Source organism: Nitrosococcus oceani ATCC 19707 (assembly GCF_000012805.1).
Lineage (GTDB): Bacteria > Pseudomonadota > Gammaproteobacteria > Nitrosococcales > Nitrosococcaceae > Nitrosococcus > Nitrosococcus oceani.
The window spans coordinates 2,015,907-2,035,525 of sequence record NC_007484.1; the positions used below are offsets into that span (position 1 = coordinate 2,015,907).

General features: G+C 49.9%; 14 protein-coding genes. 2 read left to right on the plus strand and 12 right to left on the minus strand.

Annotated elements, in window-relative coordinates; all coding sequences use genetic code 11:
- Positions 1-68: 68 nt before the first annotated feature.
- The 5 genes from NOC_RS17925 to NOC_RS09660 form a co-directional block, all read right to left on the minus strand.
- Entirely contained in the window at positions 69-542 is a 474-nt protein-coding gene (locus NOC_RS17925) for a hypothetical protein (RefSeq protein ID WP_011330765.1), read from the minus strand.
- 46 nt (positions 543-588) lie between these two features.
- Positions 589-3,312 carry an aconitate hydratase AcnA gene (gene acnA / locus NOC_RS09645; protein ID WP_011330766.1) on the minus strand — a complete coding sequence of 908 codons (2,724 nt, stop codon included), beginning with the start codon at positions 3,310-3,312 and terminating at the stop codon, positions 589-591.
- Between the two features lie 280 nt (positions 3,313-3,592).
- Positions 3,593-4,444: a formyltetrahydrofolate deformylase gene (gene purU / locus NOC_RS09650; RefSeq protein ID WP_002811589.1), complete on the minus strand. Its 852-nt coding sequence runs from the start codon at positions 4,442-4,444 to the stop codon at positions 3,593-3,595.
- Positions 4,445-4,716: 272 nt separating this feature from the next.
- A complete protein-coding gene (locus NOC_RS09655) occupies positions 4,717-5,103 on the minus strand; it encodes a hypothetical protein (protein WP_011330767.1) in 387 nt (128 codons plus the stop codon).
- A 46-nt stretch (positions 5,104-5,149) separates the two neighbouring features.
- Positions 5,150-6,553, minus strand: a complete 1,404-nt coding sequence (locus NOC_RS09660) for a hypothetical protein (RefSeq protein WP_011330768.1) — start codon at positions 6,551-6,553, stop codon at positions 5,150-5,152.
- Between the two features lie 505 nt (positions 6,554-7,058).
- Here NOC_RS09660 and NOC_RS09670 point away from each other — a divergent pair.
- On the plus strand, positions 7,059-7,391 hold the full coding sequence (locus tag NOC_RS09670; protein WP_011330421.1) for an IS630 transposase-related protein: 333 nt from the start codon (positions 7,059-7,061) through the stop codon (positions 7,389-7,391).
- Between the two features lies 1 nt (position 7,392).
- Positions 7,393-7,890, plus strand: coding sequence for an IS630 family transposase (locus NOC_RS09675; protein ID WP_011330422.1), 498 nt, complete (start codon positions 7,393-7,395; stop codon positions 7,888-7,890).
- A gap of 42 nt (positions 7,891-7,932) precedes the next feature.
- On the opposite strand, the gene NOC_RS09680 is transcribed toward NOC_RS09675, so the two are convergent.
- From NOC_RS09680 to NOC_RS09705, 7 genes are all read right to left on the minus strand, one after another.
- Positions 7,933-9,975 (minus strand): patatin-like phospholipase family protein, encoded by a 2,043-nt coding sequence (locus NOC_RS09680; protein WP_011330770.1) that lies wholly within the window; start codon positions 9,973-9,975, stop codon positions 7,933-7,935.
- 194 nt (positions 9,976-10,169) lie between these two features.
- Positions 10,170-12,236 (minus strand): GMC family oxidoreductase, encoded by a 2,067-nt coding sequence (locus NOC_RS09685; RefSeq protein WP_244859947.1) that lies wholly within the window; start codon positions 12,234-12,236, stop codon positions 10,170-10,172.
- A gap of 337 nt (positions 12,237-12,573) precedes the next feature.
- Positions 12,574-14,025, minus strand: coding sequence for a hypothetical protein (locus NOC_RS09690; RefSeq protein ID WP_002811595.1), 1,452 nt, complete (start codon positions 14,023-14,025; stop codon positions 12,574-12,576).
- A gap of 125 nt (positions 14,026-14,150) precedes the next feature.
- Positions 14,151-15,671 (minus strand): c-type cytochrome, encoded by a 1,521-nt coding sequence (locus NOC_RS09695; RefSeq protein ID WP_002809930.1) that lies wholly within the window; start codon positions 15,669-15,671, stop codon positions 14,151-14,153.
- A 24-nt stretch (positions 15,672-15,695) separates the two neighbouring features.
- Entirely contained in the window at positions 15,696-15,863 is a 168-nt protein-coding gene (locus NOC_RS17735; protein WP_002811105.1) for a hypothetical protein, read from the minus strand.
- A 42-nt stretch (positions 15,864-15,905) separates the two neighbouring features.
- Positions 15,906-17,231 (minus strand): NADH:flavin oxidoreductase, encoded by a 1,326-nt coding sequence (locus NOC_RS09700; RefSeq protein ID WP_002809829.1) that lies wholly within the window; start codon positions 17,229-17,231, stop codon positions 15,906-15,908.
- Between the two features lie 12 nt (positions 17,232-17,243).
- Positions 17,244-19,415 (minus strand): hypothetical protein, encoded by a 2,172-nt coding sequence (locus NOC_RS09705; protein ID WP_002811693.1) that lies wholly within the window; start codon positions 19,413-19,415, stop codon positions 17,244-17,246.
- Positions 19,416-19,619 lie beyond the last annotated feature (204 nt).

The window sequence follows — 19,619 nt, forward strand, 5'->3', positions numbered from 1 at the left end:
GGATCGCCCATCATGGGTTTTTGCATATTCGTGCCGAGAACCTGATCGCAGATGAATTCAAATATCTCCTAAACAGCGCCAACGGCAACTGCAAAAGCAAATGCAAACAAGGTGACGAATCCCGGGCGCATATTAATATCGATGCGTTTATTCTCATTTAACACATAGACCAGCAAAAAACCAAGGAGACCCAACAACAAACCTGAAGTTGTGTGCAGGGCAATATCCCACCACCAGAAGCGTTCATAATAACTCTGGAACTCTCCTAGGAAGAGTGCGGCAAATACAAACCAGATTGCCAAAACCTCGAACTCTGGCGAGATACGAACAGGCAACCGGGGACCGAGAATCTCTGGCGCGCAGGTAATGGCAATGATTGCCAGCAGCCAGACGCTACTCGCCCACAGACCCTTGGCAAGCAGGAATACCAACTCGACTCCCATGATAGTCTGGAGAATCAACAAGAGCCCTATACGGATACGTGCGGCTACGGTGTTCTTAGTCTCCGAGGAAGAAGGGACGGATGGCGTTGGCTCGTTCACTGCTTATCTCTGCTGGCAACTAATCGGGCAGGTTTTTACAAATACCTCAGGCCGCCAAAAGCTGGCGCAGCACCATCTGCAGGATACCACCATTGAGGAAGTATTCGATTTCGGCCGGCGCATCGATCCTCACCGTGGTGTCAAACGCCACTTGAGATCCATCTTGCCGGGTTACCGATACCTTTGCGCTTTGCCGTGGCTCGATGCCGTCGCCGATGCCAGCGATGGAAAAAGTCTCGAAGCCGGTCAAGCCGAGGGACTTCGCTGAGTCGCCATCCTTGAACTGCAAGGGAAGCACGCCCATACAGACAAGGTTGCTGCGGTGGATACGCTCGTAGCTCTCGGCGATAACCGCTTTGACGCCGAGTAACGCGGCGCCCTTGGCCGCCCAGTCGCGCGAGCTGCCCGAACCGTATTCGCGCCCGGCGATAACCACCAGGGGCGTGCCCTCTTGCTCGTAGCGGACTGCGGCGTCATAGATGCTCATCTTCTCGCCGCTGGGCACATGTACGGTCCAGGGACCCTCAGCGCCAGGCACCATGGCGTTGCGTAATCGGATGTTGCCGAAAGTGCCGCGCATCATGACTTCGTGATTGCCGCGCCGTGAGCCAAAGCTGTTGAATTCGGCCGGTGGCACACCATGCTCGAGCAGATATTGTCCCGCAGGCGAATCGTCGCTGATAGCACCGGCCGGCGAGATATGGTCAGTGGTGATTGAGTCACCCAGCACGGCCAGGGCCCGCGCTTCTTCGATATCCGTCACTGGCGTCGGCGTGTCCGCAAAATCGATGAAAAAAGGGGGCTCGCGCACGTAGGTCGATTCGCCGCTCCAATCGAACAAGGTGCCGGTAGGTGCAGGCATGCTTTTCCACTTCTCATCGCCCTCGAAGATACGTCCATACTCCTTATCAAACTGATCCGCGGACACCGACGAGGCGATCATCGCTTCGACTTCCTCTGCGCTCGGCCAGATGTCCTTCAGGTAAATCGGCTTGCCGTTCCCATCCTTGCCCAGCGGGTCTTTGGACAGGTCGCACAGCACCGTGCCAACCAGCGCGTAGGCGACCACCAACGGCGGCGAGGCCAAGTAACTCGCTTTCACCTGGGCGTGGATGCGGCCCTCGTAGTTACGGTTACCCGACAACACGGCGGCCACTGCCAGGTCCTTGTCAGTGACGGCCTTGGCAACTTCTTCGGGCAATGGACCGGAATTGCCGATGCAAGTGGTGCAGCCGTAACCGACCAGGTTGAAGCCCAGCTTCTCCAGATACGGCATCAGACCGGCCTTGTTCAGATAATCGGTGACGACACGCGACCCTGGCGCCAGCGAGGTCTTCACCCAGGGCCGGGATTGCAAGCCAGATTCGACCGCCTTGCGGGCCAGCAGGCCAGCGGCGATCATCACCGAAGGGTTTGAGGTATTGGTGCAACTGGTAATGGCAGCGATGACAACTGATCCATGGGTCACCGATGCAGCGGCATTGGGCTGGTGCAGATGCTCCGCTGGACCCTCGCAGGTCCGGCCCTCCTCGGGGGGGCCGCCCTCGGCGATCAGGCGGGCGATCGCTTTGGCACTCACCTCGGTCTTCACGCCTTCGATAACGGACTTGAAGGACTGCCTGACGTCGGCCAGGGCGACACGATCCTGGGGCCGCTTCGGTCCAGCCACACTCGGCTCGACCTTACTCAAGTCAAAATCAAGGACTTCGCTAAAGTTTGGCTCGACGTCGTTGTCGGTCCGGAACAAGCCCTGTTCGCGTGTGTAGCGCTCGACCAAATCAACATTGGCGCCGCGCCCGGTCAAGCGCAAGTACTCCAAAGTGTTGAAATCGACGGGAAAAAGCGTCGCCGTGGCACCGAATTCGGGGGACATGTTCGACAGGGTGGCGCGGTCCGCGATGCCCAGGCTGCTCAGCCCGGAGCCGAAAAACTCGACGAACTTACCCACCACGCCGTACGCCCTGAGCATTTGCGCCAGGGTGAGAACAAGGTCGGTGGCCGTTGTGCCCGGGGGCAACGCTCCCCGCATCCTGACGCCGAGCACAATGGGTTTGGGCAAGAACATCGGCTGACCAAGCATGGCCGCCTCGGCCTCAATGCCGCCAACTCCCCAGCCCAGCACGCCGAGACCATTGATCATCGGCGTGTGCGAATCCATGCCGACCAGGGTGTCGGGAAAAACCCAACCGTCGCGTGCGATAACGACACGCCCAAGGTGTTCCAGGTTGACCTGATGGCAGATACCCATGCCAGGCGGCACCACCCGGAAACCGTCGAAGGCTTGCTGGGCCCAGTTAAGTAGCGCGTAACGTTCCCGGTTACGACGATACTCCCATTCAAGGTTGGCGGCGTAGGCATCGGCGCTACCGAAACGGTCGACCTGAACCGAGTGGTCAATAACCAGATCTACGGGGACAAGCGGATTGACCCGCTTGGGATCGCCGCCTGCCCGGGCCATTGCACTGCGCATGGCGGCAAGATCGACCACGGCTGGAACGCCGGTGAAGTCCTGCATCAAAACCCGCGCTGGCATGAAGGCGAGGGACGCAGCAGCGCCATTCGGCCAATGGGCGAGCCCTTCGACATCGGCTTGTGATACGTCCCTGCTTCCGACTCTTCGGGCAATATTCTCCAGCAAAATTTTGACGGTGTGTGGCAGCCGCGCTACATCCGCACCGGTTTTATCGGCCAGCTTTGTGAGACTCACGTAAGAGGCGGCTCCGGACGCAGTCTTTAGCGTCGCTGTAATGCCAAATGGATCGTTGGTCATGATTTGTCTCCTTGCCTGGTGCCAGTGTTGCTTGCGGTAGTTTTGAACAAACACAGCCGGGGTCTCACCTTGCCGAAAACTGCCTTCAAAAGTTGATAGCAAGCCACGCCTAAAAATGAAGAAATGCCATAGCACATGAGCGGTGCATTTTCGTTCATGGTGCCCAGAATGTTTTCATCGCCTGAAAATTGGCCTGGATATCACCTTGACCCGTGCGTATCCACCCAATAACAATGTTAAATCCATGCGCAGCAAATACCCGCAATAGTTTACTGAGTTATTAAAAAACGATGGTTTTATTACCATGGACCAGTACCCGGTCTTCCAGGTGGCTGCGCACCCCACGAGCCAGCACCAGTTTTTCCACATCTCTTCCCAGGCGAATCATATCCTCTACGGTATTGTGATGGGTTATACGCATCACATCTTGATCGATGATAGGGCCAGCATCTAGCGCCTCGGTCACATAGTGACAGGTGGCCCCGATAAGTTTGACACCACGCTCACTGGCCTGGTGATAAGGTTTTGCCCCCACAAAGGAAGGCAGAAAACTATGATGGATGTTAATAATACGATTTTGATAGGTATCACAGATATCTCCCGGTAAAATTTGCATGTAGCGAGCAAGCACAATGAGATCCGCCTGATTGTCTTCAACAAGCTGAATAATTCTCTCAAAAGCATTTTCTTTACTTTTTCTAGACGTAGGAACAAAGTGATAGGGTGCGCCATAGGCATCCACTAACCGCTTCAAATGCTCATGATTAGAGATAACGCAGCGAATATCGCAATAAAGTTCTTTACTATGCCAGCGGTGCAATAGATCAACCAAGCAATGGGATTCTCGACTAGCCATTAACACTATGCGTTTCTTCATACTGGAGTCAAAAAGACTCCATTTCATCTTGTATTTTTCAGCAATAGGCGAAAATTTATCTTTAAAAGCCTTGATACCAAAAGGTAAAGAGCTACTCCTGATACAGTGGCGCATGAAGAACCAACCTGATACTGGATCGGAATAGTGACTAGCCTCGTTTATCCAACCGCCATAAGAAGCGATAAACGAGCTGACCTCCGCTACAATACCCACCCGATCGGGGCAAGAGATAATCAAACGAAATTCACTATCCATAAGAAACTCTAAGGTGGAAAGAACACATTACAACCTTCCTCTAATACCAAACGAATCAAGTATCCGCCCCCCGCAGGGGCGGTTTTGGAATAACCTCTCAAAGGGAATAAAAATATCTTGCCCCAAAAGGGGCAAGGGATGGCTGTCCTCCAAATAAGCATTCCTCTCTCTCGCCTCGACGCTCCTTGTTCTCTTGATATTTCACGTTATTTGAAAAAAAGGATTGGAGAAATGCAATGCCACTTGGGTACACCCCATACTCTCGGTCCAGGTTAGTTATTTATTATCTGTACCTTGATCCATTTAGCCACCGCTTTATCCTCAGTAGAATAAATTTTTATCTCAGCTTTTAAGCCTTTCTTAAGATCAGTCAAAGATCCCTCCATGTTTTTGGCCTTGATTTGCGACCGATCTAACCATATCTTAGTATCATCGGTTACTTTATAAGCATGGCTCTCTGAATTCGCGCTGATAGTAACTATCTTTTCCTCTTTATCAACGGCGACGATGCTACCAGTAGCCGTATATTTTTCATCCATCCCTAGTGCATAGTTTATGGGAATAAATTTCTCGTATCTTTCGTGACTTTCTCCCTGTGACAAAGGAATAGAGAGTATCAGAAATATAGCTATTCCAAGGCAAGATAATTTTTTCAACATAACCTCATCTCCAGTATAGTTAGGCTGCTTGTCAAAGGTAGGTAGCCTAAGGCGATCCAACGAGATCATGGCGGGCATTTGTTAGTTTACCGATTGCATCCACCAGAAGGTGCTTGAAGGCGGCATTATGCCTTACTTGATCGATCAGATTATAGGCTGAGTTAAGATCGGTAATGGCTTGCGGATACAAATCGCTCTCTTCCAATACCATAACAGCGTCTCCAATTTCAAAGCCAGCAATTCTCAGCTGTTCATCGACATCTCCAAATATCGCGAACTTCCTGCCCATGGCTCCTTCAATCAATTCAATGCTCCAGCGAATATTTTCCAACGCATTGATGACTCGAAGAAAAACCGTAACAGCCGCCACTTGGCTTTCATTTAATTGAATACCGATACCATTGGGATCCCCACTAGCCAGTACCTGGCCCGCCGGGGAATTATTGAAGGCTTTACTATTATAAAAAGCGACGGCCCCTTCGAGGGTATCAATTACATGGTTATGGAAAAAAGGAGCTGTATCGGCTGCCTCCACCAAAGGCGGGGTATTAAAGGTGCCATCCCCTGGGGTTCCCAATCCATCATCAGGCGGCCTCCGTTCACCGCCCATTGCGCTATCAGGCAAATTTTCAACGCCCGTATCAAAATTAGCATTGCCTACATTTTGTCCGCCTAAACGAGCATTAGCCCCTGCATTTTGATGGCAAATATTACATTTTCCCAATGAGTTATCTAAAAATATCTTCTGTCCTTCTTTCGCTACTGCTCCTTTCAGGGAAAGGGGCAGATGTAAATCTTTTTGCCGCCCTAAAGAAAGTTGAAAGGCTTCTAATGCAATAAGTTCGTCTTCGGTTGGGAGTCGGAAATCAACCCCGGGAATTCTATTCAAGGTCTTAGGAAAGTGTTGAATAACTGCCCCAATTGCAAATGATTTCAGCGTACCGTCCCGAGGTGAGCCATCACCAGACCAACCCAGGCGGGGACCTTCTGGGCTAGCTATGGATGTCCGCAGCGCCAACGTGGGAAGCGATCCCCGCAATACAAAAACATTTTCTAAATCCTGAAACCCATCCAAATTCTCTAAAATCAACCCCGAAGAATGCATGAATTCCGGTTTTTCAAAATTTTTACTTAGGCTGGGATTAAACTCGGCAACGAATAAAGGATCGTTAGATGGTAATGCACTAATAAATTCCGGATCAATTGTAAAATTTGCCTCTGCCCTATGGCAGGTACTACAGGTTCTTCCATTGCCACCAAATGTCTCATTAAAAAAGATATCCCTTCCTTGTGCAATAAGTTTTTCTTCGGGTGTAGGGGGAGAAGGCTTAGGAAAATCAGGAGACTTATATTCGCATCCAGCTATAATAAAAAGACTAATCAATAAAAACCCGGCTTGGATTGAAATGAATACACGCAAACAACGAGGTCTAATATCAATATGTCCCATCTTAGATTCCTCTATATTTTTTGTTAATACCTAATAAAGTTTAGTCGCTATTTCTCCTATTGACAGAAAAAAAATACAGGGTAAACTTTCTATAAAATGCACAGTACTTAGCTGAGGAACATGTTATCACCCTCCCCCCCCTTTTTTTAATCTATGCCAACTCATTGACTGGCTTACCCAAGCAGAATTGTATGTGTATTTTTCCGATATTAATAAACTTCGTGTTGCGAGAAGCTAGCACCTTAGCCGATACTATATCCTCCCAAGAAATTAACGGCACCGGGGTGAACAACTTCGTTAGTAAAAAAGAATCTGAAGTCGGCTATCATTTACCTCGGATAATTGCCAATGTGATAGCAGCATCAATGACCGCTCGAAAACCTTTGGCATCTATTCACACCATTTTCCCCATCATCCTCAAACCCAACAAAATTAAATGCGTATTTACTATATCTAAATTTATAAATATTGAGACATTTGTGTTATATTCATTCATACTGTTGTGATGAGATGTTCAATTGATTTGCGCAAACGAGTAATCGATTTTGTAAGGGGCGGTGGAAGCAAGGCGGAAGCGGCCCGGAGATTTCAGGTAGGCCGCGCGAGCATTTATCGCTGGTTGTCGCAGGATGATGCGCTGTGTTACGAGCGTCCCGGCCCTCGCCGTTCACACAAGCTGGACTGGGAGGCTTTACGGGTCCATGTGGAAGACAAGGCTGCTCTCACCTATAAAGAACGCGCCCGGCATTTTGGCGTTTCGTATTACTGTATTTGGCATGCGATGCACAAAATGGGGTTAACCCGTAAAAAAAATGACGGGGTACACGCAGCGCTGTAATATGAAAAGAAAGAGCTTTCTTCGCCTTCGTGAACGCTATCGCCGCCGCGGCAAAAGATTTGTCTATCTTGATGAAAGCGGTTTTGAGCCGGAGGTTTCCCGTCGTTACGCTTACGCTCCAAAGGGGCGGCGTGTTTATGGTCTGATCTCCGGTCATCGCAGACCGCGAACCTCTTTATTGGCCGCCCGTATGGATGAAGGCTTTGAAGCGCCGTTTCTATTTGAGGGAACCTGTAACACGGCTGTGTTCAATGCATGGCTGGAAAAAGAGCTTTGCCCCTTGCTCAACAGCAACCACATTGTCATCATGGATAATGCTCCGTTCCACAAAGCCGTTTCTTCACGTGAAATCATCAAAAAAACAGGGGCGGGAATTTTATTCCTCCCCCCTTATTCCCCTGACTTTAACCCCATAGAAAAAGACTTCGGAAATATCAAAAAAATCAGAGAATACAACGAACATGAAACCCTTGAGAATATCGTTGCAGCGTATCAGTAATTATAGATTTAGCTATAATTGGAGGGAAAGAATCTTGCGGATTCAGGAAGCAAAAATTTTACGGAGTTTTTTATCCTCAAATATTCGCTTGCCTACTTGAAAGCCTAACTCCCGGTAAGCCTCAAATTGGGGCTCGTCGAAAAACTGATCAACCGTACTTTGATTGGGAAATTTGGGATTAGCCCGCCGGTAGGCATAGACATCCTCTGGAAGTCCGGAAAAAACGGAAGCCTTGATATAAAGTAAAGTCCCTCGACTCCCATCCGCGTAGCAAATATTTCCTAGCACTCCCGGCTGAGGAGAAAATTGATTAAGACCCTGAGGTTGTAGCATTTGAGTATCAATATCGATAGCTACACCAAAATCTACCCGAATCTTTTCCAAGGCATTCCCTAAATCATCAAACTTCCAAGCCCGATCTTCAGCCGCATCGGAAAGCACAATATAACGGCATCGGCGCCTCACCAATTCATAAAGACCTAAATTTTCAAAATGGCCTCCGTCGGTCAAATAAACATGCATTTGATTCTCAGCCATTTTAAGGCCAAGCATTTCCCGCAAGGAGTAGACAAACCAATAAGGACGCGACCACCCCTTTATCCTATTGGCAGGCCGCTTTGGATTACGAACCCAATAACCTATCCGTAAGTTCAATAAAGTCATCATAAAAGATAATGGCCGGGATCGAGTTACTCCCGTATTGGGATCGATGGCAGCTCCCGAAATACTAAAGGCGGTGCTCAGATCCATCGTGCCACCCAGGTATTGGGCACTTGGAACATAGCCGGTGGACGGGGCGCCACAAAATAAAGGAGTAAAAATAAAATTATCCCCTCCTCTGATCCGCAGTGCGGGGGTGGAAGAATTCCAGGTCATCATCATAGTATTAATAATTTGGTAGGGGGCTTTGGTTTGGGGAATGTCTTTTAACAAACATGTATTGGGTTCCCTAAAATCAGTGAACCCCACCGGCGGCATAAATGTTTGCATCAGCCGATCCCGGTAATAACGGTGGATAGAGACATAGTTAATATTGGCTAGCACACCAATAAAAAGCGATAAGGCCACGCCTGCCCATAACAATTCCTCTCTCACTACATCACCCTTGTTCACAACGGCATCAGCATCATGGTACATCCATAGCAAAAGACCATAAATTATCAAAGCTAGTCCCACATTTAACAAAACCTTGCGATAGCCCTGAGTCTCGTTTTCCGAATCCCGGCCAATCCAGCCACCCATGAGAGATAGCGCCCCAGCCAGGGAAAAAGAGGTATAAAATTCTTCGATCAAGTCCTTAAAATGACTCTCCAGATAACCATGCAAGAGAGGAATCGTACCGAGCACCGCAAATCCTATTCCAAAAAACAGCATCCGTCCCATCCAGAAATTGCTCCGGCTCCGTACACGGAATCGCTGTAAGCTTCTAACATTAGAAAATAGAGCATAGAAAATGGAAGTGACGCCAAGCAGAGCGAGAGAGGCAAGGCCTGCTCCTAGCAACAGGGTAAAACCATTCCAAGGATAACCTGGAATAACCACTGGGACGGGCAACCAAACCAAGAGCACGGTTATAGTAAAGAAAATCGGAATAATCACCAGCAAGTTAACCAAGGTGCCCCGTATAATAGCCGCTGCCAAGGCCCAAAGATCCACCCCCTCACCCGGCGTGAGGTAAGAGGCGTGCTGACGGAGCCAACTCACGATAGCGCCTGGCGTTTCCCTATTGTCGCGGCGGGAAGCGCCAAAGGGAAAGTCTTGCTTGAGGCAAGACATAAACCAAGTCAGGGAACTGCCAATATAACCTCCGCCCGAGACAGTGGAAAGATAATCCACATGCTTAAGAAAACTGTAGCGATTCATCGCCTGCAATAACCCCAGATTAAAGGTGGCAGAGCGAATCCCGCCACCCGAAAAAGCCAGCCCTACCGCATCTTTTTCTGGCTGGCCTAGAGCAATTCCCGCCTGGCGGCGCCTCTCCCTGATGCGCATACGCTCTTGCTCCAGGATTTGTTCCCACGTTAAAATAGAAGGGTCGTCCTCCAAGGATTCCGCTGTGCCCTGATTTTTCGCTGTGTAGCTCACAAGTTTTCCTCCTAGCTATTTGATGATTTCCGAAGGTTTTAGATACTTGCAGGCTAGCGGACGTCCGTGATTACGCTGATCAATGACCTGCTCTACTGCCATTAGATTCTGCTGGAACCGTTCTACCACGGCCTGCGCCATTATGGGAGTCAGTCGACGGAATACTACCGGCTGACTCCCGAATACTCGATACTTTATTCATACGCACTTACTTCTTCGTCACTCATTTCCAACTCATGCGTGTTCCTACGGGCGCGTTTGGCGTCTTCAAGGATTACATCAGCGGCCTTTTCACCTATCATCATAATAGCCGCAACAGGGAAGAACCCTGGCACGCGTGGAAAGGCACAGGCGTCGACCACCCGCAGGCGCTTCACACCTCGTACGCGAAAACGGCTATCCAGAACGGCTAGGGGATCATCATCGGCCCCGATCTTGGCGGTACACGACGCATGGTGTCCCCATGCCTGGTCTCGGATGTATTGGCTGATTTCCTCATCCGTCTGTATATTACTCCCCGGATGTAGCTCTTGAGACACATGCTGCTTCGCCTGTGGCTCATTGAGAAAGCTCCTCGCGAGCTTAACTCCCTTGACTACGGCTTGTAGATCTTCTTTCCCTCCTTCCTGGAAGTAGTTAAAATTGATTTCCGGCATCTCCCGCGGATTGTTAGACTTTAATGTGACGGTACCCGCAGTGTTATTCGTGTGGGCCTTGAGGATCAACCATGTCCAAGTTCCACCGAAAGGCATTAGCGAGAAATCCGGCACGAAGCCATTAAACGCGGTAGCCTGACCCACCAGAAAGAGATCCGGCAAGGCGCTCCCCGGATTCGACTTTGCGATGCGGCCGTTGTAGGCGGCATTATTAGCATATGGGCCGTAAAAGGGGCTTTGGACGCCTGGCCATTTGCTCCTCAACCAAGTCAGCAAGGTGTGCTCCGGATTCGGCTTTGCGATGCGGCCATTGTAGGCGGCATTATTAGCATACGGGCCGTAAAAGGGGCTTTGGACGCCTGGCCATTTGCCCGTCAACCAAGCCCGCAAACAGGGATCAATCAGCGGGTCAGAGGGGAGACACTCTTTGTATAGGTTCAAGTCCCTCTTGAGCTCTGCGACGACACTGATTTCGTAACGATCCTGCAGGCTCCGACCGACACCTGGCAAGTCAGCCACGGCTTTGATGCCAAAATCGTTGAGCTCCGTCGCTGGACCAATCCCAGACAATTTCAAAAGCTGAGGCGTGTTGAATACTCCAGCCGAGAGGATCACTTCCCGCCTAGCATAAAGTTTAAAGGTGCTGGGTTGGACATTTGGATCGTAGAATTTGTCGGCCTCATAAAGATTGTTACCACGCATGAACTCAACACCGATCGCCCGCTTGCCACGGATTAGGACCTTCGTGGCCAAGGCCCCTGTAATCAGAAAAAGCTTGTCCTGGTGTTTGCGTCGCGTGTCCAGCAAATGCTCCCGGATCGACACCCTAACCTTGGTCGCAATATGCATGGGAGTTTTGATTGAGCCTGTAGCCCCCTGGGCAACGCGGGGGTCATTGGCCTCGAATGGGATATTCTTCTGACCTGCCTCGGCTAGATCCTGGATTTCCGGAGCAAGTTTGAACACCTGCTCGTCGAACAGGCTGGCGTTCATATAACCACGAAAACCATGGCCGGGCGCGAGGGGCTGACAGTACTCACATTTCTCCAGCCTTTCGAAGTACTTCCGCATGTGGCTGGCTCGCCATGACTCGTCCCCGGTCATCTCGGCGATATCGTCCCAGTCTTGGTTGTGAGGATAGATAAAGAGCATGGCGTCGTGAGCGGTCGACCCTCCGAGAGCGCTGCCGCGCGGGTACAGGATACCCTTGCCAGGAACAAACTTTGAATCGCGTGCCTGCTGGACCGGGTCGCTATAGTGCTTAACATAAAAATCCCAACTCAACAGAGGGTGCTCCGAAGCAACAGCGGCGAATGCCGGCACTTGATAAATAATACCCGTGTTCGGATCGATGCTTAGCGCCTCCTGCCCCTCGGGATCGAGGCCGGCTTCAAGCACAGCCACCGTATAGCCCGCCTTCGCGAGTTGGGCAGCAACGGGGCCACCGCCCGCGCCTCCTCCCACAACAATGTAGTCGACGACCCTTAACTGCCTGCGTCTGCTGCTGTTCACTGTTGCATCCGCAGCCGAAAAAAATGGCCCCATGGCCACTGTGAAGCCTGCTACGATCAGTCCACGATTAAAGGATCTTCGAGTTATTGCCACATCCCAGTCGGCAGGGAACCGGGTGTTCGTGCCTTTCTTTCTCATGCCTACTTTCTCCCTTCTTTTTCTACCTCAGCAGAATCTGCGGGTAGAGTGATCTGATCGGCTACCGAATTGTTGAAATTAAAACACCCCGCCCACTTGTATGGCATGGTGGGTTCCGACTAAGAAATCCACTGCAAGCAAGACAGGGCATACCTCCGGCATATATTGGATAGTAAAGCTAAACAGATAAATGCGGAATCCAAAGGCACCCGCCGTCTTTCAAACCGATCTTCCCGGCTCCGGGGATCGGGATAATTCTGCGGTAACGAGATATAACATGGTGCTCTCCTTATCAAAGCGTTTTTAAGTATTCAAGCAACGCTTCTTTCCGATCTTCCGGAAGATCCGTGCCAAATAAATGGCCTTGGTTGCTATTGCCAGGTACCCCCGTGTCATAGCGAAAACCAATCCGCTCAGCCTCTTCTCCCTGGGACACGAAACCTACATTGATGGGATCAAAAAGATCGTAACCCCGGTAAAATACTTGGGGCCGATCTTCCGGTTTTTTCAACATATCCCGCAGGGTAGGCACGGAGCCATTGTGGAGATAGGGGCCTCGCAACCACAAGCCATCATGGGGCACCGCCACATAACCATCCACGTCCCTAAAGTGACGCATTCCCCAATCGTAATCTTCCTGATAGGCGTTGTAGCGCTTAGCGGCTTCGGCTGTCCACATATCCACCCGGTGGCGATCAGTGCCCACCTCTTCAACCGGAATTACCGTTCTATGGCGTTCTCCTCCTGGCGCATGGCATGTGGCGCAATGCTGCTCATAAATAGCTTTACCTATTGCCGCTTGCTGCTCATCCAAGTAGTAAGGAGAAGCAGGGTTCTCATTGGCATTAAAGGGTGAAGCCGGCGAAGGCACTTCCTGTAACCACGCCTCGATACGATCCAAGCTATCATGGGCAATGGCTTTGTAGGTCATGCCATCGCCAATGGCGGAACTGATGACTACTTCATGAAGATTAGTATTTAGACCATCCCAATGAAGCGCATCTCCTTCCCGGACTTTCAAATTCCATAGAGGCATCATGTCCGAATTGCCAATGGTTGCATCGATTCCCATCTGCAGGATTCCAAACTTGATGGGATTAAAAGGATCGATGCGCCCGGTCCCCCAGGGGGGCTTCCCTTGGGCCCAAGCAAACTCCTGCCCATATTGGATCAGCGCTTTTTTAGTCATGGGAATAATCAAGTAACGATAGAGCTGCCTATCTAGCCACGACAATTCGTAGATCAAGCTGATCTGCTCCAGAATATTATCGGAATTAAAGCGGGCATCATTCGCCGATGCCGCAAGAAAGCGGGCATAGTCTTGGGGCCTGACGGTATTCCCTGGTCCCGGCACCACTATAGTGGCTGGCTCGTCTGCCTTGAGCCGGTACCTGGCCGAATGGCAGAAGGCGCAGTTAAAGGCAACGCGGGGGAAACCAATGGTTTTTTTAGAGAACCCTACCGGCAATTCCTGCCCCTGTTCCCAAGGAACACCGAGGGCGGCATAACCACCGGGGGCAGGCAAATATTCAGGGAACATCTTAGGCAAAACTCGCCAGATCCAATAGGGAACGCCTTGCTCCTCTTCACTGCTAATGGAACCGTATTTAAACCATTCCGCCGCCGAGGACTCTTTCAGGGAGGTTTGTTCCACCTCGCGCAAAAGTTTGTACCAGCCAACGGCTCCAATCACCAGGACTAATGCCAGCAGCACAATAATCCAGCGAACTATTTTTGACTGCATTTGCTCTGGTCCTCCTGTTTTATCCCTATCGGGCTATCCGTTTCTTTCAGAAGCCGCCTGCAATAGTCAATCGACCACGCCAAACCGCATAACGACTCATTTTTTATTCCTTCTACTGATCTCTCCTAAAAGGTTTTCATGTATTCGACAATGGCTTCTTTTTGCATTCCGCTCAGGAAAGTGCCATAAGCCTCGCCTTCATGGCCAGCATTAGAATTTCCCTCTACCTGGGTAACGAATTTAAAAAATTCATGGCCATCTTCCTTGGCGATATCCGAGATAAAACCTACCTTTTTCCAGTCATAGACGTTATAACCCCGATAGAACACCTTCGGCCGATTCTCTACGGGCTCCAACAAATCCCGCAGTGTCGGCACCGAACCGTTATGCAAATAGGGCGCCCGTAACCAGAGACCATCCAAGGGCATATTGGCGTAGCCATTGGTTTTGCGAAAATTTTTAAAACGCCAGGGATAACCCACATAGAGAGTATTTTGATTAACAGATAATAGCTCGGTATAGGAATTAAGACGTCCCGGATCAGTACCAATATCCGTTATAGACTCTACCTCTCCCAACCGCGAAAACTGCCCGGTATCAAATAGGTACTGACCTCCTTCTTGCATGCCATGGCACTGGGCGCAATATTGGGTATAGAGCTGTTTGCCTTCAGCCGCTTTAGCCGGGTCGATCGGCTCAGGATAAGCCGGAGGTTTGAAATCCCACAACCAGTCTTCAATACGCTTAAGCCGTTCCAGATCAATCGTAACCGGCGTCACCCCTGCACCCAAGGCAGCACTTTTATTACGTTCCTGAACGGAAGGGTTATTCCCGTCCCAGTGGAGGTACATTCCTTCCCGTGGCCGTTGATTCCAAATGGAAGGATAATCGGCTGGACCAATTAACTCCTCTTCGGGTAATTTATCCATGGGAAAATTAAACTGGATAGCTTTATAAGGATTAAAGGTATCCACCCGACCGGGTCCCCAGGGATATTGGCGATCAAGAAAATTTAGTTGCTGCCCTAATTCAAATAGCGCGGCCCGCACTCGGTCCACGATAAAATAGCGATAGGCCACTTTCTCGATGGGATCGAGATTACCGCCCATTTCCTCGATCTTCGCCATGACATTTTTCGAGGTAAAGCGATTATCCAAAGCCATCTCTCTCAAGAACTGGATAAATAAGTACAATCTAAAATCATTGGCGGGCATTCCCGAAATTATCCGTGCTTCACTATCCTTTGTTTTCCTCAGGGTGCCAGTATGACAAACCGCGCAGTTCAACCACACCCGGTCAATCCCTGTCACCCGGCGTTGCGACACGCCAATGGGCAAATCGCGGCCTTCCTCGTAAATAAACCCGAAGGAGGCATACCCTCCCTTGCCTGGAAACTTCTCGGGAAACATCTCCGGAAGCACTTTCCAAACCCAATAGGGCAGCCCATTGACAGGCTCGCTGCCAATAGAGCCATATTTGAAATGTTCCTCGATAGCCTCGTAGTCCACCGGTTTTTCAGGAACGAAACGGACAATGAGATAGCCAGCAATGACAACGATAATGCCGATTATCAAGAGACTAAAAATACCCCGTGGCTTCCTGGAATTTTTGGTCTTGGACGTTGATTGCCTCTGTTGCGTGGCCATGTCAATCAATGCTCCGTACAAAAATCAAAATAACGCGATCAATAGGAAAAAAAGGATGATAACCAGGGCAAGCATTCCTAATCGCTTTCGGGCCTTTAACTCATATTGATCCACGGGACTCTCCCGGACCCCATCCTCAATCGTTTGATCCTTCGCGGCAGTTTGGACCATTTTAATTTTAGCGTTATTCATGGGTAACCCTTCTTATAAATTTACAATAAGATCCTATGTAAACTAATGAAAAGGAGGCGGATCATAAACAGTCATCACCTCTCTAATCATGGCGTCATGATCATTGCCATACCTGCGCACATCGTAGCAACCCAGAGGGTTAGCCGGCGCATTGAGGAGACATCTATTGCAAAACGAGCAAGGTTTTTCAGGCAAATCCTTACCCTCTTCTAAGACCTTGGGCAAATCATTATTAGCAATCAGTGGACGGGCAATGGCCACCCCATCACAGTATCCCTCGGAAATCACTTTCCGGATCAGCTTACCGTCCTGATAACCCCCGGTATTAAGGACTGGAATAGTGACGCTGTCTTTAACCTGCTTACACAGCTCGGCGCTGACTCCCTCGATGGGGTACTTCTTCTTGGTGCGATTCCAGAGCCAAAGAAATAGTGGTCTCAAGATCTTGAAATGGAAGACCGTATAATTCATGTACCCGCGCACGCCGCTTGAAGCCATGCTCCCGTACCACCAATTCGTTTCATCCAAGGGGAAGCCCCCTGGTGGGACCAAGGGATGGGGAAAGAGGCTACCCGCCGAAACATGTAATCCATCCGTGCCCGCTTCTTCTACCCATTTGCAAATCTGGACATATTCCTCCGGCTTGTTACCCCATTTCTCCCAGGGATAGAGGGCATTGTTTTCATCCACAATATTGATCTTTACCTGGAGATGATAGTCGTCCCCCACTTCCTTACGGATGGCATGAATCACATCCAAAAGAAAACGGGCCCGATTCTCTAATGAACCTCCATACTCATCCTTGCGGTCGTTAATGCCGGAGCTTAAAAACTGAGTAAAGAGATAGCCGTGGGAAGCGTGCAGTTCCACTCCATCTAGGCCCGCTTCCCGGGCCCGGCGCGCGCTATCGGCAAAATGCTGGATAGTCTGCTTAATCTCTCCCAAGGTCATGGCCTGACAGAGCAGGCCATGAAACGTATCCATATTGCCGGTTGAAGACAATCCCTTATTCATCAAGTTCTCAACGCCAGGAACATCCCGCTGGCGTCCAGAATGACTCAACTGCACGATAAACTTGCAGTCATATTCATGAACTTTTTCCCCCACCTTACGCCAAAAGGGAATCTTGTCATCACCATCAATCATGGCGTAATTAGGCATGATGCGGCCCCGGATATGAACCGGCGCAAAAGAAGAGATGATGGCGCCTACGCCGCCCCGGGCAAATTTCTCCTCCCAGTTAATGCGCGCTTGGGTTCCCGAGCCATTGTAATTGTCCCAGCGGCCGGAAATACTGGAACGGAAGAGCCGGTTTTTGACAGTTAAGTTTTTAAACGCGAGAGGCTGAAAAATGATATCGTTTTCCATGGCCCGAACTCCCTATAAAAGCTTCAGATACTCAATCAATGCCCACTTCTCCTCATCTGAAAGGCAGGCTATCTTTTCATCGGAGGAATCGCGGCAGATGTGGGTATTGTGTCCCTTATCCTCGACAAAATCGGGGATCTGGTTATAGCGCAATAATTTAGGGACCAACTTTTTCAATTCATCGTCAAATTGCTCCTGACCCTTCAGGGCTTTCACCAGCTTCACCAAGCGAGCCGGATCCTTTAATGCTTCCCTTAAATCCCCGAGCAATTCTTTTTTCTCCACGGCTCTGCTTAAATCCATGTTGGCCAGAAGTTTGATGGGCGTGCCTGCCGGAACCCGAACCTCTAGGGAACGGAACCGTAAATAAGAATCCACTGGGGTCACTTTAATAGAATCAGGCCCCAGACGTTTCTCCGGCCAAAGCAATTTTTCGGCTGCATCCATGAAGGCATCCACTCGCCCTTTGACGGAAGGATCGTGATTGTAGATTCCCAGCATATTGTTGTGTAGGAGAGGCGCGGTTGCCCACACGCTGATCAAGGAGGGAGTACGGTAATAGCCGCGACCGCCGGCCGGAAATTCATATTGAATAGGCTTATCGGCATTAAAGGGATTGTAGAGCGCAACCTTGCCTACCGAGGGCAGTTCTTTATAGGTCTTGGAGGAGAAGTTCTGCCAGACATGGCCCTCGGTTGCATTAGAGGCTACCGCCCTGGCGGCATTGGTGCCAATGGCAATACTAGGATCATCCGAGTAAAGTGGATAACGTCGGTCATCCGAGAGAAAATTTCTTTTCAGAAAATCATCGCTCATGACCAGTTTCACCCAGTCATCCTTAGCCGCTTCGGAATGTTTTTTCATTCCTTCATGGGTATAGCCTTCCGGCAATTTGCTGGAATGGCAACGGGCACAATATTGCGCAAATACCTTTTTACCTAAATTCAGTTTCTCCCCATCCTTAGTTAAATATTCCTCGCCGCCTGGGGCGTCCTTAAGTTTAAAGGGAGGAGGAGAATTCAGAAACGCAGCGGCATCATCCATCCGTGCGGCAGTCAAACGCCAGTCCTCGCATTCTGCTTCTGCTTTTTCCAAATCGAATGGGCGTTGGGGCTTAATGCCGAGGAAAGTATCGTCGACACTCATCCGGTGGTCGCCGCACGTGCCGATATTAACGTAAACCCGCAACGCCGCGCCGCCTGCGCCAACGGAATCGGAGCCATCCTTTAGAACATGGGGCACCTTCCTGGTGGCGCCATCATTCATCACCTCTTCATAAGTGGGCCGGGCCGAGGTAATGTAAAAAATAGAGTTGATGGCATTGGGGTTATCAATAAAATCCATACTGATGCGGGAAGTATCGGAAGTACCCGCGGGCTGTTTGGCATAAACCCAATAGAGAAAATCTTCCTTCTTTAGCCCTTGCCCAAATAGCGCCCCTTCCTTGATATACTGATTACCAAACGCCCCGGCAAAATTTTCCCATTCAGGATGCTCGGGATCTTCTGGCGGATTAACCGGATTGAAGGCAATATGGCAAATACCACACGTCAATCCCGTTAAATAAGGGGGTTCGATGGTGGCATCTTCCTCCAAATATTTCTGGGTATCCCATTTCTCGGGATCAAAGTTCTGATTAGGGAATAGGCGAAGACCCATTACGCCACTCGAGTAGGGGTCCTTGCATTCATCGAGCCATAAACCATAGGCATCGGGCTCGCTTGCTTTTTTACAATCGGGATCATTGATGACCCCAAATCGCTCGAAACGCTCATCCCGCACTCGCGAGTCCAGAAAGGCTATAAAATTAAGGTTAACTTGAAGACCGCTGACCTTGGCGATCTTCCAGGTACGGGCCTCAGCTTCGCGCCAGAAATGAGGATTTCCTCCCCCATTGGATTGGGAGGGATTTTCTCCCATGGGATCACCACCCACCCACAAATACCAGGTGCAAGCGCCCCGTTTTTCTTCCGCGGTGAGATCATAGCCATAGTGATAAGGGTCCAAATAACCGGGAATACCCGCGCATTCCTTATCGTAGCCGGCAAAACGATACTCAAAAGGTTTAGGGTATGAAGAATCCTGGGATGCCGGACTTCTCGGCTCCGGCTGGCTATCACATCCGCCTATTATCACGGCAAGGATCGCAATAGGACAAACCAATAACGTATTTATCTTTTTCATTGGCCTTTCTCCACTTGGCCGAAGTATCCCTTCGGGAGGAACGGAAGTTATGCCTGTTGCTAAGGAAGGACTGTATGTTTAATAGGCTTTATCCTGATGTAATTTTTTTAACAACTTTGGTGTGATTTATTAATTTATTAAAGCGTAATTTGAATGCCTATTCTCAGCACCATAAAGACAATTTGATATTTATTGTATTAGACC